Consider the following 23,076-nt stretch of genomic DNA (forward strand, 5'->3'; position numbering starts at 1 on the left):
CTAATTGATAAGCCCTGAGTCTATGACTCAGGGCTTTTTCATATTCAAAATCCAAAAAAACATAATATTCCTACGTGATTTATGTGGTGAAATCCTGTTTTTATAAATAATTATCTAAATGAATACCAATATAAAGAACAATATACCCGGCAGCATTATCTCTGCCGGATTAATGCTTCTTATTATTGTTATTTAATATTCTGACGTGCCAGTTCTATCTGTATATCTTTATCGAGATTGGCCACCCAACGGTTATAGTTTGGGTGAATCTTTCCCTCTTTGGCATCCATATTACTGCTGTCTAGATACTTAATCTGATAACTATTTGCATTGTAAGTGATGTGGATGTTGGCACTGTGCCCGCGTAACAGGATTTTGCCATCGATCACGCCATCACTTGTCGGATTCAGCATCCAGCTGCGATTCAACCCGGCAGAGAGAATCGCCTGGCGTACTTGTGCATCAGTGTGACTACCTACAACATTCTGATTGATGTTTTTTACCGGCGCGGTGCCAGCACACCCACTGATCAGGACTGCGGCGAATACGCCAGTTAAAATGAGCTTTAATGGTTTCATACTCTTTTCCATGAGCGGTCGTAAATAGGTAATGTATTAGCCATACACGAAGAATGATGTATGGTTGTCCTTCAATAAGATACCTCTATAGACCCTTTTCGACAAATATTGCTGCTTTTCATCGTGATAATTCTCTTTTTGCTCAAGTCCTACGAAGTTATGTCGATAAGTAACCCTAATATTTTAATTGAATATTCCGCGCAAAAATAGGAATTTTGGGAATGCAATCTGAGGTCAGATATAATAAATTTACCCACGCAATTTTTCTGACCGGTAATACCCTTAATATGGCGGCGACATGAATATACTCAGTTGGTGGGCAATGGCTCCCGATCGTGGAACGCGTGAAGCTTGGCGTCAATGGGCTACGGATAACTCATTTACTACTGAATCTCAGGGCACATTACCTGGCTGTTCGCATATTCCCATGATGTCGCTGCGTCGGATGAGTGCCGGAACGCGTTTGGCAGTAGAGAGTGGGTTAATCTTACTGAATGACTTTCAGGCGGATATGGCGATCTTTACCAGCCGTCATGGTGAATTAGAGCGGACACACAAAATTCTCCAACACCTGCATCAGGACCAGCCGCTATCGCCAACGGATTTTGCCATGTCGGTGCACAACACGGCTGCAGGTTGGTTAACGATTATGGCGAAGAATACCTTGCCAACTACATCATTGGCTGCCGGTGAAGACAGCTTTCAGCAGGGTATGATTGAGGCTCAGGCCGTATTGGCGACGGGCAGTGCGGAACGGGTGCTATTAATTGATTTTGACGGTGTTGTGCCGGATGTTTACCGGCCTTTTGTTCCCGTGAACTCATATCCCTATGCTGTCGCGTTATTGTTGGAAAGTGGCGGTTCACTGCATTGCAACGTTGTAGACGCCGGGCCTACTGCCTGTCAGGAGCCACAGAGTCTGTCATTTTTGCGCGGTTGGTTGCGCACTGATGATGAATTTACTGTTCCGGGGCCACGGCACGACTGGTTGTGGGGGCGCTGATGGCGACGACGATATCTGCGGAAAGTGTGCCTGAACAATCGTCTTGGTTTAATCGCTGTTGGCGGGTTGTGGCCACCGGCTTTTGCTTTTCACTTTTCGGCCTGGGTGGCCTGCTGCTATCAGGTGTTTGGTTTAACCTGATGCGTCTGGTGGTTCGCGATCCTGCGCGCCGTAGTCGACTGACCCAAAACTCGATCCGACATAGCTTCCGTTTCTTTTTGGCAACGACGCGCTTTTTCGGTGTACTGGATTACCATTTCGACAACGTTGAACGCTTGAGTGAGGACAATGGCTGTCTGGTGATCGCTAACCATCCCAGCCTGCTGGATTATGTGTTGCTGGCTTCACAGATGCCGCGCTGCGACTGTATCGTCAAGGAAGCATTACTGAGCAACGTGTTTGTCAGTGGTGTGATCAAAGCTGCGGGCTATCTGGCAAATGCGCAGTCGGATATCCTGTTGGAACAGTGCCGGCAACGTTTAGCTAGCGGTGGGACTATCCTGATCTTTCCTGAAGGAACACGCACTACGCCGGGTAAGGCGTTGTCACTGCAACGAGGGGCTGCCAATATTGCGCTTCGTAGCCAGTGTGATATCCGCGTGGTGCATATCCACTGCCAGCCACCCATGCTGACGAAGCAGGGTAAATGGTATAAGATCCCGCCGATAAAACCGCAGTTCCGCATCACCGTTCAGGATAAGATCGACGCTCGCGCATTCATACATGCGAATGACGTTTCTCCCGCCCTCGCGGCAAGAAGATTAACCCAGCATTTAACTGACGCTTTACAGTCAGATTCTATAAATAATGAGAAATAGTGTAATGAATTTATTGAGCTCTGAAATCAAGCAATTGATCATTGATACGCTCAATCTTGAAGGTATGACACCGGAGGAGATTGACGCCGAAGCGCCGCTGTTTGGTGATGGACTGGGTTTGGACTCCATTGACGCATTGGAGCTGGGTTTAGCATTAAAGAACCGTTATGGCGTGGTGCTGTCGGCTGAAAGCCAAGATATGCGCCAACATTTTTATTCCGTGGAAACGCTGGCGAAGTTTGTTTCTGCACAGCGTAGCAAATAAGAGGTTTTCATGGATAAGCAAGAAATTTACCTGCAAATTCAGGCGCTACTGGTCAAGCTGTTTGAGTTGGATGCTGATGACATCAAACCCGAGTCTCGGTTGTACGAAGAGTTAGAGCTGGACAGTATTGATGCTGTGGATCTAGTGGTACACCTGCAAAAAACAACCGGTAAGAAGATTAAGCCGGAAATGTTCAAGTCGGTACGCACCGTGCAAGACGTGGTTGATGCCATCGATGAGTTACTGAAGTCAGACAGCTAAGATCAGGGCGTGAAGGTGAAGACCATTCCTTGGCTAAATGGAATCTTGCGGCTGTTACAGGTTGCGACCTGGCTAGTTCTACTGCTTTACCCGTTGGCTGTTTGGGTTGGTTTATCGCACTGGGGAACCACTGTCTTGGCGCCGTTATTGGTGACGGTCTTTACCCTTCGTCTGTTTGTACTGCGCGGTAAATTGCGTCAGCAAATGTGGTTGGGCAAAGCCTTGGCCATTGTCGGCATCTTGCTGGCGCTTGCCAGTTGGGCACTGAAACAGAGTTATTGGTTGCTGTATTACCCGGTACTGGTCAACGCATTGCTGTTGTTACTGTTTGTGTACTCGTTGTTTGCACCACCCACGGTGGTTGAGCGGTTGGCGCGTATAACCGAGCCACAGTTGGATGCCGTTGGCGTGGCTTATACTCGCAAGGTGACTCAGGTCTGGTGCGGGTTCTTTATTGTTAACGGTGCAATAGCGCTGGCAACCTGTCTGTCTGGGGATATAACACTCTGGACGTTGTATAACGGCGGCATCAGCTACCTGCTGATGGGGGCATTAATGGGTATTGAATGGATAGTCAGGAAAAGGATCAGGCACATCTGAGTTTACCGATGAGCCAATGGCTAAGTTCGGCGCGCGACGATTCGGTGCTTATTGCCTGGCGTGGCGCCGAGACATTATGCCTCGGCCAATTTCGCCGTGACGTTGCGGCATTGACCAAGAAACTGATGAGTAGGGAAGAGCATCGGTGGGCGCTGTGTTTTGATGATAGCTATCGTTTTGCCGTTGCGTTGTTGGCCTCTTTGTATGCCAACAGAGTGCCGGTAATTTTTGGTCATCAGCGCGAAGCTATCCTCAAAGAGCAGCGGGCAGACTTCGACGCACTGCTAACTGATTTACCCCTCGATCTTGATGTACCGATTTTGCCGGTAGCAGAAGGGGGCAGTACGGAGGTAGCACTGCCTGCCTGGCCGCAAGACCCACGATTTATCCTTTATACCTCCGGCTCGACCGGCCAACCGCAAGCGGTGAATAAATCGGTGGGCTGTATGGATCGCGAAAGCGAACTGCTGGCAGCAACCTGGGGCGATGCTTTCCAGGGATGTTGCGTCGTGGCTACAGTCTCTCATCAACATATGTATGGCCTGAGTTTTCGATTATTCCTGCCACTGGCTTTGGGTCTGCCATTTGATGCCCAGTTGACGCGATACCATGAACAGTTGATTGCTCAGCATCAGGGGCGGCGTTTGGTGTTAGTCAGTAGCCCTGCGTGGCTTAAACGGTTGGATAACCGGTTGGCTGTTGCAGAGTGCGTTGATGTTCTTTCCGCAGGTGGCCCGCTATCCTGTGCTGAGGCGATGCTGTCTCAGCAAGCGCTGGGCGTATTGCCGTTGGAAATTTATGGCACGACGGAAACTGGCACACTGGCCTGGCGCAGGCAATATCGCGAGGCCACATTGTGGCAGCCGTTTTCGGATGTAAAGTTAACGGTGAACTCCGATGACAGTGTCCACGTTGCGTCCCCATTAATACCCGATACTGGGGAACTGGTGCTGAGCGATCTTATTCAGCTTGCGCCAGATGGCCGCCAATTTCAGTTAAAAGGCCGTGCAGACCGTATTATCAAGCTGGAAGAGAAACGTCTGTCGCTAACCGAAGTCGAGCAACGCTTAATTTCACTGCCGGAGATCGCCGATGCTGCAGTGTTAACGCAACAGCAAAGAGGGCGCACTGTATTGGCGGCGGTGATTGTGCTGTCTTCGTATGGTGAAACGCGCCGGCATACCTTGTCCGAAGGGGAATTTACTCGTGAGTTGCATCAGGCGTTACGAGGCTGGCTGGAGCCGGTGGCCCTGCCGCGCCATTGGCGTATTATCGACGTTATCCCGCTTAACCCACAAGGTAAACGCGCCTATGCCGAACTACAGGAGCTGTTTTTATGATGCAACCTGAGGTGCTGCAACAACAGGTGAGTGATGCTACCCATGCCAGCCTGCAACTACGTTTACCTGCCGGGCTGTTTTGGTTCCGTGGTCATTTTCCAGAACACCCGATCTTGCCGGGGGTCACGCAGTTGAACTGGGTCATGCAGTATGCGCGTCAGTTGCTGGCTATTGAGGCCGAGTTTAGAGGGATCGAAGTGGTAAAGTTTCAACAACCCTTGCTGCCAGAACAAACAGTGACGTTGCAGCTTGAATGGCAGCCAGCGCGACATAAGTTGCTGTTTAGCTACCGCGTGGGTGAGGCGACGGCCAGCAGCGGCAAGATCTCATTATGTCAGTGAGTGCACCATTCTCTCCCTGCATTGTTATTCCCTGTTTCAATCACGGGCAGATGATGGCAGCAGTGCTGGCTGCGCTGGCTGGCTATGATTTGCCATGCCTGATCGTCGATGATGGTAGTGATCCCACGACTGCTCAGGAATTGCAGCGGTTGGCTGCCGGGCTGCCATGGGTCATGTTGCTGCGGCTGGAGCAAAATCAAGGCAAAGGTGCGGCAGTGATAGCCGGTTTGCAGTTGGCACAACGGCAGGGCTACAGCCATGCTTTACAGGTGGATGCCGACGGTCAGCATCAACTGAGCGATATCCCGGCAATGATTACTGAAGCGCGCACTTACCCAGACTGTCTGATTTCCGGTCGGCCTGTTTATGACAGCTCAGTGCCGAAAGCGCGTTTGTATGGCCGCTACGTCACCCATGTCTGGGTGTGGATTGAAACCTTGTCGTTGTCGTTGAAAGACAGCATGTGCGGTTTTCGTGTCTATCCGGTGGCGCCGACGCTGGCGTTGACGACACGCCAACCGCTTGGCAAACGCATGGATTTTGATACCGAAGTGATGGTCAGATTGTACTGGCAGGGCGTCGCGAGCCGTTTTCTACCCACACGCGTAACCTATCCTGTCGACGGCGTTTCCCACTTCGATGCGCTGCGCGATAATTTGCGCATATCCTGGATGCATACCCGTTTATTTTTCGGCATGTTACCGCGCATTCCCCGCTTGTTGCGCCAGCGGCGTCGGTTCGCTGCTCCAGAGCATTGGTCGGCGACGCAGGAGCGTCAAGGCCTGTGGGGTATTCGGCTGATGTTACGGGTGTACCGTCTGTTCGGTCGCCGGGCCTTTCAGCTGTTGTTGTATCCGGTAATCGGCTATTTCTGGCTGACAGGCCGCACTCAGCGCGAGGCATCGCGAGAGTATTTACAACGTTTGCGGTTGTTTGCCCAAAGCAGGCAGCAGCCGTTGCCCGAGCCACTCGACAGCTTCCGTCACTTTATGCGGTTTGGTGATGCGATGCTTAATAAGCTGGCAAGTTGGCAGGGCGAGCTGAGAGATATCAGGCTGGTGAATCCTTCGCTATGCGAACATCAGATTGCCAGCGGCAAGGGAACCTTAATTCTGGCCTCGCATTTGGGAGACATTGAATCCTGTCGGGCATTGGGGGAGTTGGGTTCCGGCGTGACTGTTAATGCTCTGGTGTTTACGGAACACGCCGAGCGTTTCAATCAGTTGATGAAAGAGGTTAATCCTCGCGCCAATCTGAATTTGATCTCAGTGACGTCGTTGGGGCCGGAAACGGCTATGCGCTTGCAGGATAAACTGGATGCCGGTGAATGGGTGGCGATCGTGGGTGATCGCACTTCAGCGGGCAAATATCAGCGTGGTGAGCAGCCGCGCGTCGTGTGGAGCCATTTCCTCGACCATCCCGCACCGTTTCCACAGGGCCCGTTTGTTCTGGCCGCCGCGTTGCGCTGCCCGGTATTTTTGATGTTTGGCCTCAAGCATCAGGGGCATCTTAACGTTTATTTTGAACCCTTTGCCGATCCGCTAATCTTACCGCGCCAGCAACGTCAGCAGGCGTTGCAAGAGGCTGTGGACCAGTATGCCGCGCGGCTGGAACATTATTGTCTGTTGGCGCCGCTCGACTGGTTTAATTTTTTCGATTTCTGGCAGTTGGCGTCGCAACCGTCATCGCAACAGAGGCCTGAGACATGAAGCTAAAAGACGATCCGCGATTCTCCGTCAAGGTTGAGATCACCATTCCTTTCCATGATACCGATGCTATGGGTGTGGTCTGGCATGGCAACTACTTCCGCTATTTTGAAATCGCCCGTGAGGCTTTGCTGAAACAGTTTAACTATGGCTACCGGCAAATGCAGGCATCGGGCTATGTTTGGCCGATCGTCGACACACGAGTGAAATATATTGCCCCAGTGATGTTTGAACAGAAAATCATTGTCTGTGCCGAGTTGGAGGAATATGAAAATCGCCTGCGTATTGGCTACCGTATCCTTGACGCGCACAGCGGTCAGTTGACCACTCGCGGGCATACTATTCAGGTGGCGGTAGAGATTGCCAGCAAAGAAATGTGCTTTGTTTCGCCGCAGGTGTTGTTGGATAACATCGAGGAGGCACAATGAAATTTTGGATGCTGGCGATCGTTACCTTTTTCAGTGTGAGCGTGCAGGCGGTAACGTTGCCGGAACTGCAACAGCGCTTTAGCCAACAGCCGGTACTGCGTGCTGAGTTCGAACAGCAACGCAGCATTAGCGGTATGGCAAAACCCTTGAAGTCCAGTGGTGAGCTGCTGATTTCTCAGCAAAAGGGGCTATGGTGGGCGCAACAAAAACCCTTCCCGTTGACCTTGCTGTTGGATGATAAACGTATGGTACAAACTCTGGCGGGCCAGCCACCGCAGGTAGTAACGGCGGAAAACAACCCGCAGATGTTCCAGTTCAACCATCTACTGACCGCACTGTTTCACGCTGACAGCCAGGCACTGGAGCAAAACTTTGCTTTGCAGTTCAGCGATCTGGGTAATAACCAATGGCGACTGGTGCTGACGCCAAAAACCACGCCGCTCGACAAGCTGTTCAAACGCATTACTCTCAATGGCGAGCAATTCCTGGAAACTATTGATATTGATGATATGCAAAGTGACGCTACGCATATCCGTTTCTTTAACCAGAAAACGACACCCCAAACACTGACGGCTGAGGAGCAACAGCGTTTTGCGTCCTGAATTGCACCGGCGGTTAGCGTTTGGTTGGTTGGCGATTTGCCTGCTATTACTTGCAGCGCTGTGCTGGCTGCTGCCGCGTAGCCAGATTAACAGTAGCGTCTTGGCGTTATTACCGAAGCAGCAGCTGGAGGGCGTACCGGATGAACTGGCTGATGGCTTCAGTCGCCGGCTCGATCGGCAACTGATGTGGTTGGTGAGTCCACCTCCAGGAGCGGATAGTGCGGCAGTAAATTGGTGGTGGCAGCAATTACGGCAGATGCCCGAACTGCAGCAGGTTGGCGGGCCAATGGATGCGCATCGCCAACAGCAGTGGGGGCGATTTTTCTATCAGCATCGTAATGTGCTGTTGGATGACGCTACCCGGCAACGGCTCCAGCAAGGACCGGATGCACAAAGCCAGTGGATTCTGGGACAACTCTATTCAGCTTTCGCTGGCGTCAGCGGTAAAGAACTGGCCAACGATCCATTGATGCTGGTTCGGGCCTCGCAATTGGCGCAGCAGCAAAACGGGGGATTGTTGAGTCTGTCCAACGGCTGGCTGGTGGCGCGCGACGTACAAGGCCGCAGTTGGTATCTGCTGCATGCGGAGTTAAGTGCATCTTCTTATGACATCACCAGTGCCCGACGGACGGTGGATAAACTGACAGCGTTGCAGCAACAACTGCAACAACGCTGGCCGGGTGCAGAGGTGCTGAACCGCGGCACACTGTTTTACAGCAACTACGCTAGCCAACAGGCCGAACGGGATATTTCCACTATTGGCCTGGCGTCGGTCGTGGGCGTGTTTTTATTGGTGTTGTTGATGTTCCGCTCGCCATTGCCGTTGTTGTTGTGCGCGCTGTCAGTGAGCATTGGCGCATTGGCGGGCACTGTCGCTACGTTGCTGGCGTTTGGGGAAATACATTTGATGACGCTGGTGTTGAGCATCAGCATTGTCGGCATTTCGGCGGATTACACGCTCTATTTCCTGACCGAACGTATGGTACATGGTCAGCAATCGACGCCTTTAGCCAGTTTGCAGAAACTGTTACCTGCCTTGTCGATGGCGCTAGTGACCACCGTGGTTGCCTATCTGGCACTGCTGATTGCGCCATTCCCGGGCTTACAGCAGCTGGCGGTGTTTGCCGCTGCGGGGCTAAGTGCGGCCTGCGTCACAGTTATATGTTGGTATCCTCGGTTATCGCGTCGGCTACCCGTGCGTCCGGCGCCGGGATTAACACTGATTCTGCGTTGGCTGCATGCCTGGCGTCATCGGCCAGTGCTGCGTTATGGGTTACCCGGAGCACTGCTGTTGCTGGTGGTCGTCGGTTTTAGCCAACTGAAGGTGGACGACGATATCGGGCAATTGCAGGCATTGCCAATGGAACTGCAGCAACAGGAACAACGTATTGCGGCTCTAACTGGGCAGCATAACGATCAGAAATGGCTGGTGGTCTACGGCACCAATGCCGAACAATTGCTCCAGCGGCTGGAGCTGTTACAGCCCAAGCTGGCACAGGCTAAACGGCAAGGCATTCTGGCGGATTATCGATTGTTACCTTTGCCTTCGCTTCAGCGTCAACAGCAGAACGTTGCCTTGTTACAACGGGTTGTACCCCAGGTGATGGCGCAGTTACAGCAGGCGGATTTGGCGCTGAAAGCCCCGGACTTAACGCCTGAATGGGTGACACCGGAACTGTGGATGGGCAGTGTGGTCAGCGAGGGCTGGCGGCTGCTGTGGTTGACGTTACCTGATGGACGCAGTGCGGTGTTGGTACCGGTGAACGGCGTGCAGAACAGTGCGGCGATGCAGACATTGGCTAAGCAAGTGCCGGGCACCGGGTGGATCGACCGAAAAACCGAATTCAGTGAACTCTTTGGGCAATACCGGTTGTATCTCTCGTATTTGCTAATGCTGTCAGTGGCGGCGATTGCGCTTATTTATCTCTGGCGTTTTGGTTTGCGCCATGGCCTGCGCTGTATGGTGCCAACGCTGTTGTCACTGGGCAGCGGCATTGCGGTATTGGCATTGAGTGGCCATACGTTGAATTTGTTCTCGTTATTGGCACTGGTGCTGGTACTGGGGATTGGTATTAACTATACGCTGTTCTTTACCAATCCCCGTGGTACCCCGACCACCTCGATGTTCGCCATCTTTATGGCGGTATTCACCACTCAACTGACCTTCGGCATGTTAGTGCTGAGTCATACGCAGGCCATCAGCAGTTTTGGTATCGTTTTGAGCAGCGGAATTGCCGTGGCATTTCTGTTGGCGCCGCTGACGTTAGCAACAAAAAGAAAAAGAGGAAAAGCCTGATGCACGGCTTACGAATGATGTTGTTAATGCTGGTCACCGTGCTGGCCGGTTGTGCCAGTTCGCAGGATCAAACCCTGCCGCAAGCCTGGCTGAAGCCCGGTACCCGGGTAACATTACCTGCGCCGACATTGGCTCAGCCGTTCAATCAGCAACAGTTACTGACTGCCAACGTTAAAGGGCAGCAGCATTCGATGCTGGTATTGCTCAATGCCGACGGCCAGCGTCTGCAACTTGTGGGAATGTCGCCGCTCGGTATTCGTTTGTTCAACCTGACCTATGATCACCAGGGTATCCGTACCGAACAGTTGATCAAGGTGGGGGAATTGCCACCAGCCAGCCAAGTGCTAGCCGACATTATGCTGAGCTATTGGCCGGTAGCAAATTGGCAACCCTTGTTGCCTGCGGGATGGCGCTTAGAGGATCAACCGCAGGTGCGCCGTCTGTATGATGATCGCGGGGTGATCGTCAGTGAAATTCGTTACCAGCAGACAGATGGGCGGCGTGAACCACTCTCTATTACACAATCTGCCTTCCACTATCGCATCACCATACAGAACCTGGGGAGCGAATAATGATCTACTTCTCCGCCGTAGGAATGGTGAATGCACTGGGTAATAGCTTGCCGCAGATTGCAGAAAATCTTGCGCGGGGCGTGTCTCCGGGGATGCAGCAGCAGACGCAATGGCTTATCGGTGGCGCACCATCCTGGTTTGGCAACGTGCAGGGGGAATTACCCACAATTCCTGAGTCACTCAAACAGCATAATTCTCGCAACAATCGTCTGCTGCTGGCGGCGTTGGCCCAGATCGACGTGCCAGTGCGCGAGGCTATTGCCCGTTACGGTGTGTCACGTGTCGCGGTGATCATGGGGACCAGTACTTCGGGGATCCACGAGGGCGAGTTGGCCTTACAACAGTACCAGGCAGGGCAGTGGCCGCAGGGTTATGATTACCAGCAGCAGGAGTTGGGCGATCCGGGCCAGTTCCTCAGTGCTTTTCTCGCGACTCGTGGCCCGGCGTATACTCTGTCTACTGCCTGTTCATCGAGTGCTCGTGCCATCATCAGCGGCAAACGCCTGATTGATGCAGGGCTGGTGGATGCGGCGATTGTCGGCGGTGCTGACAGTCTGTGCCAAATGCCAATCAATGGATTCAACAGTCTGGAATCACTGTCTGCGGATCGCTGCACACCTTTTGCGACCGGGCGCAGCGGTATTAATATCGGCGAAGCCGCTGCACTGATGTTATTAACGCGGGAACCGGCCCCCGTGGCGCTGCTGGGCGTCGGTGAGTCTTCGGATGCCTGGCATATGTCGGCGCCGCATCCGGCAGGTGAAGGCGCCGAGCGGGCTATCACAATGGCGCTGCGGCAGGCTGATTTAGGCGTCGAGCAGATCGGTTATATTAATTTGCATGGTACCGCCACGCGGCTGAACGATCAGGTTGAAGCTCAAGTGGTTAATCGCCTGTTTGGTTCCCAAACACCCTGTAGTTCCACCAAACATCTTACGGGTCACACGCTGGGCGCAGCCGGTGCCGTAGAAGCTGCGTTGAGTTGGTTGCTGCTGACCGAGCAACTGCCGTTGCCACAGCAGGATTTCAGCGTTGTACCACGCGATGCTGAACTGGCAACTATCGGTCTGGTTTGCCGGCCGCAGTCTTTGGGGCCACGTACAATCTTGTCCAATTCGTTTGCCTTCGGTGGCAATAACGCTTGTCTGCTGTTGGGAGATGCCCCATGAATCCGTATCACACCGCCGAATACTACTTGCCCCACGCTTCTCCGATGGTACTGCTGGAGCGGGTACTGGAAGTGGGGGAAGAACATGCAATATGTGCGGTTAAGGTTAGCGGCGATGGCGTGCTGGCACCTTTCCTTGACGCGCAGGGTGCATTACCAGGCTGGTATGGTATTGAGCTGATGGCGCAGGCGATTGGCGTATGGAGTGGATGGCATGGTCGCCAGAGCGCTCAGCCACCCCAGCTTGGCATGCTGCTTGGCGGGCGCGCGATTCGCTGCGAACTGTCATCCTTTCCCGCAGGCAGCGAACTGTTGGTGAGCGTGCACCAGCTGTTGAAAGATGAAAAATTAGCCAGTTTTGAGTGTGAAATTAGTATCAATAATGTGCAGATCGCACAGGGAAGGTTGAACACCTATCAGCCTGATCAACAAGAAATTATTCAATTAACGACCTTAAGGGGAGACGCATGATGCGTTCCGTTTTAGTCACCGGCGCCAGCAAAGGAATCGGCCAGGCGATTGCCTGCCGCTTGGCTGCGGATGGCTTTTTGATTGTAGTTCACTACCACAGCGATAAGACCGGGGCAGAACACACGCTGCAGCAGATTGTCAGTGCTGGCGGGCAAGGGCGGTTGATTCAGTTTGATATCAGCAACCGTATTGAGTGCCGTGAGCGGCTAGAGCAGGATATCGACACCCACGGTGCTTATTACGGCGTGGTGAACAATGCGGGGATCACCCGCGACGGTGCTTTCCCGGCATTAAGTGAAGACGACTGGGATGGCGTGATCCATACCAATCTCGACAGCTTCTACAACGTGCTACACCCTTGTGTTATGCCGATGATTGGCCTGCGCAAGGGGGGGCGGATCGTCGCGCTGTCGTCGGTTTCCGGCGTGATGGGCAACCGTGGGCAGGTCAACTACAGTGCGGCCAAGGCCGGTGTGATTGGTGCCTGTAAGGCGCTGGCAATTGAGCTGGCAAAGCGCAAAATTACGGTTAACTGTATTGCACCAGGCCTGATTGACACAGGGATGATCGACATGGAGCCGGCCGCGCTGGATGAAGCAATGCGCGCTATCCCGCTCAAACGTATGGGGTCGGCGGAAGAAGTGGCGGGGTTAGCCAGCTACCTGATGTCAGATGTTGCCGGTTATGTGACGCGGCAAGTCATTTCCATTAATGGAGGAATGGTATGACACAGCGCGTGGTCGTTACTGGTATGGCGGGTATCACCGCATTTGGCAATAATTGGGTGGACGTGTCCAGCCGACTGAGGCAGGGCAAGAATGCCGTGCGTTACATGTCACAATGGGAAGAGTATCAAGGGCTGAATACTCACCTCGGCGCACCGGTCGAGAATTTCGTGTTGCCGGATCACTACACCCGCAAGCGTATCCGTTCGATGGGACGTGTTTCATTACTGGCGACTCGGGCGACCGAATTGGCGCTGGAGCAAGCAGGACTACTGGGTGAGGCCGTATTGACCAACGGTGAGACCGGCATCGCCTACGGCTCATCGACCGGCAGTACCAAACCAGTCAGTGAGTTCGCCACCATGTTGACCGAAAAGCACACCGGCAATATTACCGGTACCACCTATGTGCAGATGATGCCTCATACTGCGGCGGTAAATGCAGGCCTGTTCTTCGGCTTGCGGGGCCGAGTGATCCCGACCTCCAGCGCCTGTACGTCGGGCAGCCAGGCGATTGGTTACGCTTACGAGAGTATTCGCCACGGCTATCAAACGGTGATGGTGGCGGGAGGCGCTGAAGAGCTATGTCCTTCGGAGGCCGCGGTGTTCGACACGTTGTTTGCCACCAGCCAGCAAAACGATCACCCCGAGCTATCACCTCGTCCGTTTGATCGTCAGCGAGACGGTTTGGTCATTGGCGAAGGCGCGGGAACGTTGATTCTGGAGTCGTTGGAGCATGCGTTGGCGCGTGGTGCCACTATTTACGGTGAAATTATCAGCTTTGCGACCAACTGTGATGCGGCACATATTACCCAGCCTCAGCAGGAAACCATGCAGGTTTGCATGCAACAGGCACTGAAAGAGTCTGGGTTGGCAACCGGCGATATCGGCTATATCAGCGCTCATGGGACGGCAACAGACCGTGGTGATATCGCGGAAAGCCAGGCAACGGCAGCCATTTTCGGTAACCGTACGCCGATCTCTTCATTAAAAAGTTATTTTGGTCATACGCTGGGTGCTTGTGGTGCATTGGAAGCCTGGATGGCGCTGGAGATGATGCGCGAAGGCAGCTTTGCCCCAACGATTAATCTCAGTCAGCCGGACAGCACCTGTGGTGATCTGGATTACATTATGGGCGACTATCGCCAAATTGATACCGAATTTGTGCAATCGAACAACTTCGCGTTTGGTGGTATCAATACCTCGCTAATCCTGCGTCGTTGGGCATAACTCCTCATTGCCGGGGGCTCACCTCGGCAATTGTTGCTGTTTAATCAAAAGTCTTATGCACAATAGGGCGTTTTTGAACAACAAAACAGTTGCCATAATCCTCTCATATCGCTTTAACATCCTAATGAGAGAATAAAATTATGGGCATCCCTGCATTTGGTTTAGGCACTTTCCGTCTTCAGGATCAGGTCGTGATCGATTCGGTCAGCACAGCACTGGCACTGGGATATCGTGTCATTGATACTGCACAAATCTATGAGAACGAAGCGGCGGTAGGCCAGGCGATTGCCGCCAGCGGTGTTCCGCGTGACGAACTGTTCATCACTACCAAGATTTGGATCGCCAATCTGGCGAAGGGCAAGCTGATCCCAAGCCTGCAAGAAAGTCTGGCAAAGCTGCAAACCTCCTATGTTGATTTAACCTTAATTCATTGGCCTTCACCGAATGATGAAGTCTCTGTCGCAGAGTTTATGACTGAGTTAGCGGAGGCGAAAGCGTTGGGCCTGACGCGTCAGATTGGTGTGTCCAACTTCACGCTGGATCTGATGCAACAGGCAATTGACGTCGTGGGTGCGGATCAAATTGCCACAAACCAGATTGAGCTTTCGCCATACTTGCAGAACCGCAAAGTGGTGGAGTTTGCCCAACAGCATGGCATTGCTATTACCTCCTACATGACGCTGGCTTATGGCAAAGCATTGCAGGATGAGACTATCAAGGCGATCGCGGCACGCCGCAATGCTACCCCGGCTCAAGTCATCTTGGCTTGGGCATTGCAACTGGGTTATGCGGTAATCCCATCATCGACCAAACGTGAAAACCTGGCGAGCAATCTGTTGGCGCAACAGTTGACGCTGACTGCCGAAGAAATGGCGGAGATCGCCACGTTGGAAAATAATGGCCGTTTGGTCAGCCCGGAAGGCTTGGCTCCGAACTGGGATTGATTTGACAACATACGCATCGAGGCGCCCAGACGGGCGCCTTTTTTATTGTGCCAGACGCTCACTGATAAAATCGATAAAGCTGCGCAGGCGGTTGCTGACTGCGCTGTCACTGTAATACACCGCATTGATCGGCATTGCTACCGGCAGTGTCTCTTTCACTAAGATTGGTACCAGATCGCCGCGTTTGATATCTGCCTCAGTCATAAAATCTGACAAGCAAGCAATGCCGTTACCGTGCAGGCTCAAATGGCGCTGGGTTTCACCGCTGTTGGTGGTCAGGCTTGGGGTGATTTCTAACTGTCGGCCGTCGGCACACGCGAGCGGCCAGCGGTTCAGGCTGGGTAGATCGTTAAAACCTATGCAGCAGTGCTGCGCCAGATCCTCTACGCATTGTGGCGTGCCGTACTGTGCTAAATAGGCAGGGGAGGCCAGTATCTGCCGATAGCTGGTCATCAGTTTGCGTGCTTTCAGGCTGGAGTCGGTTAATTCGCCGACGCGAATAGCAATATCGACCTTACGTTCTATCAGATTGATAAAGTTCTCTGAGGACACCAGCGACAACGACATTTCCGGATAAAGCGCCCGAAACTCCGCCACCAACGGCGTTAATACGTGTAATACCACCGGTGTTGCGGCATCGACGCGCAGTAACCCTTGAGGGCGTTGGCGACTTTCCATTAATGCGTTTTCTGCCGTAGCCATATCACTCAGAACCTTCTGCACCTGGCGGAAATAGTTTTCTCCTTCCTGCGTCAGGCTGATTTGGCGCGTAGTGCGGTTGAGCAACGTGACGCCCAGTTTGGTTTCCAGCTTCTTGACCGTGCGACTGACGACGGAATTAGCTTGGTCCAGTCGCTCTGCCGCCCGGCTGAAACTGCCGCTTTCAACCACGGTAACGAAGGTGATTAGCTCATCGGAATTCGCTTTCACTATTGCTCCTTTGGCAAAATTAATTTGATATTTTGAGCATTTTTATCATTTAACCATACGCCGATAATAGCCGTCATCAACCTGAACGCTATTTGGAGTAAAAAAGATGCCTCTCGCATTACTTGCATTGACCATCAGTGCCTTTGCTATCGGTACAACGGAATTCGTGATTGTTGGGCTAATCCCGACGATTGCAGAACAACTTGGAGTGACGGTCCCTTCAGCCGGACTGCTGGTGACCATTTATGCCATCAGCGTGGCCATTGGAGCACCGGTCCTGACGGCATTAACGAGCCGGGTACCACGCAAACTGTTGCTGATTAGCCTGATGGTGTTGTTTACCTTGGGTAACTTATTGGCCTGGCAGTCGCCAAGCTATGAGTCGCTGGTGGTGGCTCGCCTGCTGACCGGTCTGGCCCACGGGGTGTTTTTCTCCATAGGCTCCACTATTGCCACCAGTCTGGTCGCGAAAGAGAAAGCCGCCTCGGCGATTGCCATCATGTTTGGAGGCCTGACGGTAGCGCTGGTGACCGGGGTACCATTGGGGACCTTTATCGGTCAGCACTTTGGTTGGCGTGAAACCTTCCTGGCGGTGTCGTTGATCGGCGTGATTGCTACCGTAGCCAGCATGATTTTGGTGCCAAACAATATTAAAAATCAGGCCAGTGCCAGTATTGGCGAGCAGTTTAAAGTACTGACTCATCCACGCCTGCTGCTGATCTACGCGATTACTGCATTGGGCTACGGTGGTGTGTTCACAACCTTTACCTTCCTGGCACCGATGATGCAGGAACTGGCGGGCTTTTCTGCTCCGGCTGTCAGTTGGATCCTGTTGGCCTACGGTATTGCTGTGGCGATTGGTAATATTTGGGGCGGCAAACTCGCGGATCGACACGGGGCGGTACGCGCGCTCAGTTTTATTTTTGCCGCGCTGGCCGCGTTGCTGTTGGTGTTCCAGTTCACTGCCAGCCATAGTGTTGCCGCGTTGATGACGGTGATCGTGATGGGGGTATTTGCCTTTGGTAACGTTCCGGGCCTGCAGGTGTACGTCGTGCAGAAGGCAGAACAGTACACGCCAAATGCCGTGGATGTCGCTTCCGGTCTGAATATAGCGGCCTTTAACGTAGGTATTGCACTGGGTTCGGTGATTGGCGGTCAGACCGTAGCAAGCTTGGGATTGGCGCAAACGCCGTGGATTGGTGCACTGATTGTGTTGGTGGCACTGTTACTGGTCGGCGTTAGCGGACGGTTGGATAAAAAATACCGACAGCAACTGGCTTAATCCCCATTTCCGTGGCCCGCATCTTTTGCGGGCCTTTTTGCATTTAGGCTTCACCGCCGTCAACCTTTACACACATATACTGTCAGAAGATTGAATTCCCCGCCTTACGCCCCTATAACTGAAAAGGGTATGCCCCGTAAAAGCCATGCCGTCATGTCAGGGCAGGCGTATAATCGAATTATTGTTGGCGGGAATGTCACCGCCAGTTTCATCCTAATGGGAAATAGGCGAATAGCGTGCCGAAACGAACTTATGCAATGAGGTATGTTGCAGGCCAGCCAGTTGAGCGAATTTTCCCTGGCGCCATTAATCAACCGCTGCCACCCGGGGCTGCATTGCCCACATCTGGTGCGTTACGGGTAATGGTGTGGAATATCTTTAAGCAGCAACGGGCCGATTGGCTTTCGGTGTTGAAAAGTTATGGTAAGGATGCGCAACTGGTACTGTTGCAGGAAGCGCAAACGACGCCTGAACTGGTGAGTTTCGCGACCTCAAATTATCTGGCTGCCGATCAGGTTCCTGCTTTTGTATTGCCACAGCACCCTTCTGGCGTCATGACACTGGCGGCGGCACATCCGGTCTACTGTTGTCCGTTACGCGAGCGTGAACCACTGCTGCGATTAGCCAAGTCGGCGTTGATCACCGTCTACCCGTTATTTAATGGTCAGTTATTGATGGTCGTGAATATCCATGCGGTGAACTTTAGCCTGGGGGTGGACGTTTATAGTAAGCAACTGGGGCCGATTGGTGAACAAATTGCCAATCATCACGGTCCGGTAATCATGGCCGGTGATTTTAATGCCTGGAGCCGTAAACGCATCAATGCGCTATATCAGTTTGCCAGTGATATGGCATTGCGTGAGGTGAGCTTCACGGATGATCATCGCCGTAAGGCCTTTGGGCGCCCATTGGACTTTGTGTTTTATCGCAACATGGGTGTGGCTGAGGCTTCGGTACTGGTGACCAGTGCGTCGGATCATAACCCGCTGCTGGTGGAGTTTCATCCGGAAGCCGATAAACCACACTGGTAGTGTCGTGCCCAAAATGCAGACAATAAAAAAGCACCCCGAAGGGTGCTTTTTTTGTGCCGAAAATTTAGGTATCCGGCGACGTTTTATCGCTGACAAACAAAGTCAATTTCAGACCTGGTTGCAGGCTGTTGTTGGCCTTTGCAAGCGTTGAGTTCCAACGCATCACGTCGTTAATATCGACGCCGTGACGACGTGCAATGCTGGCGAGCGAATCACCTTTACGAACTTGATAGGTGATACTGCTGTTATTGCCAGTGTTGCTGGCCACTTGCAGGGTTTGCCCAACTTTTAAGGTGCTCTTGGCACGTAAGTTGTTCCAACTCTGCAAATCGCTGGACTTAATGTTCAACCGTTTGGCGATGCCCGATACCGTGTCGCCGGAGCGCACTTTATACGAACTTCCACCAGTCAAACCGCTGTTCTTCGCCAACTGTGTTGTCGGTTGCGTCACTGCGATCTGGCCATCGGCCAACGAGTCTTTCAGCTGATCGGCATGACCTTTGGGAACCATAATGTAATGGGGCCCGTTGGGTGCCGTAACGCCTTTTTTGTAGCCAGGGTTGTAAGCTTTCATCTTGGTAAGAGAAAGCCCAGCCATCTCAGCCGCCTGAGTTAACTGTATTTGCTGCCCAACATCAATACGCGCCAGTGCACGGGTGTTATCAGTCTTAGGGAGATTGATACCGTACTTCTTGCTGTTTTTAATGATGTCGCTCAGTGCCAGCATTTTCGGGACATAAATTGACGTTTCACGTGGAAGCGACAATGCCCAGAAATTGGTTGGCTTACCCTGGCGCTTATTCGCCTTAACCGCCTGCATGACTCGGCCTTCACCACTGTTATAAGCGGCAATGGTCAGTAACCAGTCACCGTTAAACATGCGGTTCAAATACTGCATCATATCAAGCGCAGCAGTCGTCGAGGCCACAACATCGCGTCGCCCGTCATACCACTGATTGTTTTTCAAACCATAATTCCGACCCGTTTGCGGCACGATTTGCCATAGCCCTGCGGCGTTGGCACTTGACGTGGCGTGTGGGTCAAAAGCGCTCTCCACTATGGGTAGCAGTACCAGTTCCATCGGCATATTACGTTTCTTAATCTGCCCGACTATCCAGTACATGTACGGCTCTGCCCGTAATGTTACATCGTGGAGATAGCTCTTACTTTTTAGGTACTTTCTTTTTTGATCACGGATCCGGGAATTTTCCGGAACCTCCATCTTCAGCTCGTCGCTAATGAAGTTCCACAGGTTCTGTTGCGCGGCACCACTATTGTTATCTAGCCACCGCGCCGAGCTCGCTCGACCATTCGCTGTGTACTCTCCTGCTTCACCTTCTTGACCTGCCGAAGACAAACTCTGTGCATGCTGTTCTGGGGCCGGTGCGTCCTGCCTGGACGACTGGCACCCCACTAGCAAGACTGAGGCGAGAAATATCGCTTTAGCCTTCATGTGTGTGTCAATGTAGTTGCTTAAAAGACGAGCAATCATACTTTGCTTCGTCAAATAACACAACTAAAAGCTCAGAAGTTGTCTTTCCGCAGGCGTAATTCGGAAAAAACTGAATGAAGGTGTTGTGGTGGCGTATGAAAGCCTAATTCTCTTTGTAAATCAGTGTCATGACAGCGTAAAAATAAGTTAATTTTACGCTCTAATTGTAGCGTGGTGGGCACGCTGGGTTGGCCTTTTGCCCGTAACGCAGCGACTTGTTGCTGATATGTTTCAATCTCTCGATCTTCCGGCAAAATAGCCCGCGCAAACTTAAGATTTGAAAGCGTATATTCATGCGCGCAACAAATTAAGGTGTTATCGGGAAGTTGCGCGAGTTGTTGAAATGAGTCGTACATTTGCTCGGCGGTCCCTTCGAACAGTCTGCCGCAGCCAGCAGAGAAAATAGTGTCTCCGCAGAACAGATAAGGCGCGCTATAGAATGCCACATGTCCCAATGTATGTCCGGGAACGGCGATTGTGGCGAATTTTTGACCGTTTATTTCGATGGTTTCGCCGTTATGAACGATGTGGTTGGCGCCTTTGTCGGCAGTTTCCTGCGGACCATAGACTTTTAGCCCGGGATAGCGCGCCGTGATTTGCGCTACGCCACCGACGTGATCGTGATGATGATGGGTGAGTAGAATAGCGTCAGGCACCAGATGTAGACGATCGAGCGCTTCGAGTACCGGTTGCGCTTCGCCGGGATCGACAATAATGCAATGCCCTTTCTGGTTATCCAATAACCAAATGTAATTGTCCTGGAAGGCGGGAATGCTGATAAGATTCATGTAAGACCTCTTGTTGGTAACGGCTTGATTTACACGTCGTCTTTCTAAACGCGGTGCTGTTCGCTGCTGCACACGCTCACCCAGTGACTGACTGGCGTTAGCGCTTGGGGACACGAGTTAGCCACCTGGCTGCAATTTGAATCCATTGGGTAGAGAAGATACTAAATCATGAAACCAGCCCATACTCTACAAAAGCTCACCGGCCCACAGTCTTGGGCAGAGTTGCCGTGGGGGGAATACTATCGTGAGGCGCTCGAACGGCAGTTGCAACCCTGGTGGCCGAAACTGTTTGGTTTCCATCTGCTTAAGCTCGGCAATCTCAGCGCCAGTCTGGCAACCGACAAGTGTGCTATTTCCCATCAGGTGAATGCGGGTCTGGAGGGTGAAAATCTGCAGGTGATCGCGGATGCCTACCAGTTGCCCTTTGCTGCAAAATCCGTGGATGCCTGTTTATTGGCGCATACGCTGTCTTATGCTGACGATCCGCACCGGATGCTGCGTGAAGTCGATCGCGTGTTGATTGATGATGGTTGGTTGGTGATCAGCAGTTTCAACCCGTTCAGTTTGCTGGGCTTAGGTAAGCTGGTACCGGGATTGCGTCGTCGTCAGCCCTATGTCAGCCGGATGTTCACCCAAATGCGTTTGCTGGACTGGCTGAGCCTGTTGAATTATGAAGTGTTATATCAGTCGCGTTTTCACGTGCTGCCGTGGCAACGCAAAGGCGGGAAGTTTCTGTGTACGCATTTACCGGCGCTGGGGTGTATGAGCGTGATTGTTGCGCGTAAACGCACGTTGCCGTTGACGCCAACGCCGATGAAGCTTGGGGCGAGAAAGCCTTCTCTCAGCCGCGCTGTTGGCGCGACCAAGAGTTATCGCAAACTGCCTTAGCTTTCCGGTTTGTAACCCACATCATCTTGGGTTGGGTTACCCGCTGCATCACGTGCCAGTACGTCACAACGTTCGTTTTCCGGGTGACCGGCGTGGCCTTTGACCCATTCCCATTTGATGGTGTGGCGCTGAATAGCTAAATCCAACCGTTGCCACAGATCGACATTCTTAACCGGTTTTTTGTCGGCGGTTTTCCAACCGCGCTTTTTCCAGTTGTGGATCCAACTGGTGATGCCCTGGCGCACATATTGGCTGTCAGTGCTGAGGATCACTTCACAAGGCGTTGTCAGAGCTTCTAGCGCGACAATGGCCGCCATCATCTCCATACGGTTGTTGGTGGTCAGGCGGAAGCCCGCGCTGAAGGTTTTCTCAGTCTGTTTATAACGCAATATTGCGCCATAACCACCGGGGCCCGGATTGCCAAGGCAGGAGCCGTCGGTGAAAATTTCTACCTGTTTGAGCATCTCTGGTAGACTCTTCCTATCAGTTTTATAAAAGCCAAGTCTGACATAAACGAGCGCTGTGAGCACTGCAATATGATCTCTACAACCACCAGACAGATTGTCCTCGATACCGAAACCACCGGTATGAACAAACTCGGGGTGCATTACGAAGGCCACCGCATCATTGAAATTGGTGCGGTCGAGGTGATTAACCGTCGCCCGACGGGGCGTCACTATCACGTTTATATCAAGCCTGATCGCCTGGTCGATCCAGAGGCCTATGGGGTTCATGGCATCAGCGATGAATTCCTGGCAGATAAACCGACATTTGACCAAATTGCCGATGAGTTTATCGACTTTATCCGCGGCGGTGAGTTAGTCATCCATAACGCGGCGTTCGACATCGGCTTTATGGATCACGAATTCCGCATGCTGCAGCAGGGCATCCCGAAGACCGATACCTTCTGCACCATTACCGACAGCCTGTTAATGGCGCGTCGCCTGTTCCCAGGCAAACGTAATAACCTCGATGCCTTGTGCAGTCGTTATGAGATAGACAACAGCAAACGTACCTTGCACGGCGCATTGCTCGATGCCGAAATCCTGGCGGAAGTGTATCTGGCGATGACCGGTGGTCAGACGTCGATCGCGTTCCAGATGGAAGGGGATACGCAAAATAACAACTCAACGCAGGACATTCAGCGTATTGTTCGCCCGGCGACAACGATGAAAGTGGTCTATGCCAGCGATGAAGAAGTGGTCGCGCACGAAGCTCGCCTGGATCTGGTGGCGAAAAAAGGTGGCAGTTGCTTGTGGCGCACAGAAGTGGAGTAATGCTGTTTTCGGCGTATAAAAAGGCAGTCGGATAACCTTTA

Annotated in this window: 26 protein-coding genes; 21 read left to right on the plus strand and 5 right to left on the minus strand. The window is 52.5% G+C overall.

Features of this window, described 5'->3' with window-relative positions:
• Nucleotides 1-188: 188 nt before the first annotated feature.
• Nucleotides 189-578: a hypothetical protein gene (locus SGR01S_RS22260; protein WP_037426934.1), complete on the minus strand. Its 390-nt coding sequence runs from the start codon at nt 576-578 to the stop codon at nt 189-191.
• Nucleotides 579-876: 298 nt separating this feature from the next.
• On the opposite strand from SGR01S_RS22260, the gene SGR01S_RS22265 reads away from it, so the two are divergent.
• From SGR01S_RS22265 to dkgB, 17 genes are all read left to right on the plus strand, one after another.
• Nucleotides 877-1,581, plus strand: a complete 705-nt coding sequence (locus tag SGR01S_RS22265; protein ID WP_037426931.1) for a beta-ketoacyl synthase chain length factor — start codon at nt 877-879, stop codon at nt 1,579-1,581.
• Nucleotides 1,581-2,399 (plus strand): lysophospholipid acyltransferase family protein, encoded by an 819-nt coding sequence (locus SGR01S_RS22270; protein WP_037426928.1) that lies wholly within the window; start codon nt 1,581-1,583, stop codon nt 2,397-2,399. The genes SGR01S_RS22265 and SGR01S_RS22270 overlap by 1 nt, the downstream gene beginning before the upstream one ends.
• 4 nt (nt 2,400-2,403) lie before the next feature.
• Complete coding sequence (locus SGR01S_RS22275) at nt 2,404-2,664, plus strand: phosphopantetheine-binding protein (RefSeq protein ID WP_037426925.1); 261 nt, start codon at nt 2,404-2,406, stop codon at nt 2,662-2,664.
• Between the two features lie 9 nt (nt 2,665-2,673).
• Nucleotides 2,674-2,925 (plus strand): acyl carrier protein, encoded by a 252-nt coding sequence (locus SGR01S_RS22280; RefSeq protein WP_012005336.1) that lies wholly within the window; start codon nt 2,674-2,676, stop codon nt 2,923-2,925.
• Between the two features lie 15 nt (nt 2,926-2,940).
• The gene (locus tag SGR01S_RS22285; RefSeq protein ID WP_037426923.1) at nt 2,941-3,525 is read left to right on the plus strand and encodes a COG4648 family protein; all 585 of its coding nucleotides are present in this window, start codon (nt 2,941-2,943) and stop codon (nt 3,523-3,525) included.
• Nucleotides 3,492-4,865 carry an AMP-binding protein gene (locus SGR01S_RS22290; RefSeq protein WP_061808620.1) on the plus strand — a complete coding sequence of 458 codons (1,374 nt, stop codon included), beginning with the start codon at nt 3,492-3,494 and terminating at the stop codon, nt 4,863-4,865. The genes SGR01S_RS22285 and SGR01S_RS22290 overlap by 34 nt, the downstream gene beginning before the upstream one ends.
• Entirely contained in the window at nt 4,862-5,206 is a 345-nt protein-coding gene (locus SGR01S_RS22295) for a 3-hydroxyacyl-ACP dehydratase FabZ family protein (RefSeq protein ID WP_037422917.1), read from the plus strand. The genes SGR01S_RS22290 and SGR01S_RS22295 overlap by 4 nt, the downstream gene beginning before the upstream one ends.
• Nucleotides 5,197-6,915, plus strand: a complete 1,719-nt coding sequence (locus SGR01S_RS22300; RefSeq protein ID WP_061808621.1) for a glycosyltransferase family 2 protein — start codon at nt 5,197-5,199, stop codon at nt 6,913-6,915. Before SGR01S_RS22295 ends, SGR01S_RS22300 begins: the two co-directional genes overlap by 10 nt.
• Nucleotides 6,912-7,340 (plus strand): acyl-CoA thioesterase, encoded by a 429-nt coding sequence (locus tag SGR01S_RS22305; protein WP_061808622.1) that lies wholly within the window; start codon nt 6,912-6,914, stop codon nt 7,338-7,340. Before SGR01S_RS22300 ends, SGR01S_RS22305 begins: the two co-directional genes overlap by 4 nt.
• Nucleotides 7,337-7,942, plus strand: a complete 606-nt coding sequence (locus SGR01S_RS22310) for a LolA family protein (RefSeq protein ID WP_037422922.1) — start codon at nt 7,337-7,339, stop codon at nt 7,940-7,942. The genes SGR01S_RS22305 and SGR01S_RS22310 overlap by 4 nt, the downstream gene beginning before the upstream one ends.
• Nucleotides 7,932-10,238, plus strand: a complete 2,307-nt coding sequence (locus tag SGR01S_RS22315) for an MMPL family transporter (RefSeq protein WP_061808623.1) — start codon at nt 7,932-7,934, stop codon at nt 10,236-10,238. Before SGR01S_RS22310 ends, SGR01S_RS22315 begins: the two co-directional genes overlap by 11 nt.
• A complete protein-coding gene (locus tag SGR01S_RS22320; RefSeq protein ID WP_037422923.1) occupies nt 10,238-10,810 on the plus strand; it encodes a DUF3261 domain-containing protein in 573 nt (190 codons plus the stop codon). Before SGR01S_RS22315 ends, SGR01S_RS22320 begins: the two co-directional genes overlap by 1 nt.
• On the plus strand, nt 10,810-11,979 hold the full coding sequence (locus SGR01S_RS22325; RefSeq protein ID WP_061808624.1) for a beta-ketoacyl-[acyl-carrier-protein] synthase family protein: 1,170 nt from the start codon (nt 10,810-10,812) through the stop codon (nt 11,977-11,979). Before SGR01S_RS22320 ends, SGR01S_RS22325 begins: the two co-directional genes overlap by 1 nt.
• Nucleotides 11,976-12,449, plus strand: coding sequence for a hotdog family protein (locus tag SGR01S_RS22330; RefSeq protein WP_061808625.1), 474 nt, complete (start codon nt 11,976-11,978; stop codon nt 12,447-12,449). The genes SGR01S_RS22325 and SGR01S_RS22330 overlap by 4 nt, the downstream gene beginning before the upstream one ends.
• A complete protein-coding gene (locus tag SGR01S_RS22335) occupies nt 12,446-13,177 on the plus strand; it encodes a 3-ketoacyl-ACP reductase FabG2 (protein ID WP_037422936.1) in 732 nt (243 codons plus the stop codon). The genes SGR01S_RS22330 and SGR01S_RS22335 overlap by 4 nt, the downstream gene beginning before the upstream one ends.
• Nucleotides 13,174-14,403, plus strand: coding sequence for a beta-ketoacyl-ACP synthase (locus SGR01S_RS22340; RefSeq protein ID WP_061808626.1), 1,230 nt, complete (start codon nt 13,174-13,176; stop codon nt 14,401-14,403). Before SGR01S_RS22335 ends, SGR01S_RS22340 begins: the two co-directional genes overlap by 4 nt.
• 140 nt (nt 14,404-14,543) lie before the next feature.
• Nucleotides 14,544-15,347: a 2,5-didehydrogluconate reductase DkgB gene (gene dkgB, locus SGR01S_RS22345; protein ID WP_061808627.1), complete on the plus strand. Its 804-nt coding sequence runs from the start codon at nt 14,544-14,546 to the stop codon at nt 15,345-15,347.
• A 42-nt stretch (nt 15,348-15,389) separates the two neighbouring features.
• On the opposite strand, the gene yafC is transcribed toward dkgB, so the two are convergent.
• A complete protein-coding gene (yafC, locus tag SGR01S_RS22350; protein ID WP_061808628.1) occupies nt 15,390-16,277 on the minus strand; it encodes a DNA-binding transcriptional regulator YafC in 888 nt (295 codons plus the stop codon).
• A gap of 106 nt (nt 16,278-16,383) precedes the next feature.
• Between yafC and SGR01S_RS22355 the strand changes: the two genes are divergently transcribed.
• Entirely contained in the window at nt 16,384-17,559 is a 1,176-nt protein-coding gene (locus tag SGR01S_RS22355) for an MFS transporter (protein ID WP_061808629.1), read from the plus strand.
• 236 nt (nt 17,560-17,795) lie between these two features.
• A complete protein-coding gene (locus SGR01S_RS22360) occupies nt 17,796-18,590 on the plus strand; it encodes an endonuclease/exonuclease/phosphatase family protein (protein ID WP_073963495.1) in 795 nt (264 codons plus the stop codon).
• A 64-nt stretch (nt 18,591-18,654) separates the two neighbouring features.
• On the opposite strand, the gene mltD is transcribed toward SGR01S_RS22360, so the two are convergent.
• Together mltD and gloB are read right to left on the minus strand one after the other, a co-directional pair.
• Nucleotides 18,655-20,043 (minus strand): murein transglycosylase D, encoded by a 1,389-nt coding sequence (gene mltD, locus SGR01S_RS22365; RefSeq protein ID WP_172479801.1) that lies wholly within the window; start codon nt 20,041-20,043, stop codon nt 18,655-18,657.
• Between the two features lie 71 nt (nt 20,044-20,114).
• Nucleotides 20,115-20,870: a hydroxyacylglutathione hydrolase gene (gloB, locus tag SGR01S_RS22370; protein ID WP_061808631.1), complete on the minus strand. Its 756-nt coding sequence runs from the start codon at nt 20,868-20,870 to the stop codon at nt 20,115-20,117.
• 168 nt (nt 20,871-21,038) lie between these two features.
• Between gloB and SGR01S_RS22375 the strand changes: the two genes are divergently transcribed.
• Nucleotides 21,039-21,758 (plus strand): class I SAM-dependent methyltransferase, encoded by a 720-nt coding sequence (locus SGR01S_RS22375; protein WP_061808632.1) that lies wholly within the window; start codon nt 21,039-21,041, stop codon nt 21,756-21,758.
• Here SGR01S_RS22375 and rnhA read toward each other — a convergent pair.
• Nucleotides 21,755-22,222 carry a ribonuclease HI gene (rnhA, locus tag SGR01S_RS22380; RefSeq protein ID WP_061808633.1) on the minus strand — a complete coding sequence of 156 codons (468 nt, stop codon included), beginning with the start codon at nt 22,220-22,222 and terminating at the stop codon, nt 21,755-21,757. The two genes, SGR01S_RS22375 and rnhA, sit on opposite strands and share 4 nt — an antisense overlap.
• Nucleotides 22,223-22,294: 72 nt before the next feature.
• On the opposite strand from rnhA, the gene dnaQ reads away from it, so the two are divergent.
• Entirely contained in the window at nt 22,295-23,035 is a 741-nt protein-coding gene (dnaQ, locus tag SGR01S_RS22385; RefSeq protein ID WP_061808634.1) for a DNA polymerase III subunit epsilon, read from the plus strand.
• Nucleotides 23,036-23,076 lie beyond the last annotated feature (41 nt).

This window comes from Serratia grimesii NBRC 13537, from assembly GCF_001590905.1.
Lineage (GTDB): Bacteria > Pseudomonadota > Gammaproteobacteria > Enterobacterales > Enterobacteriaceae > Serratia > Serratia grimesii.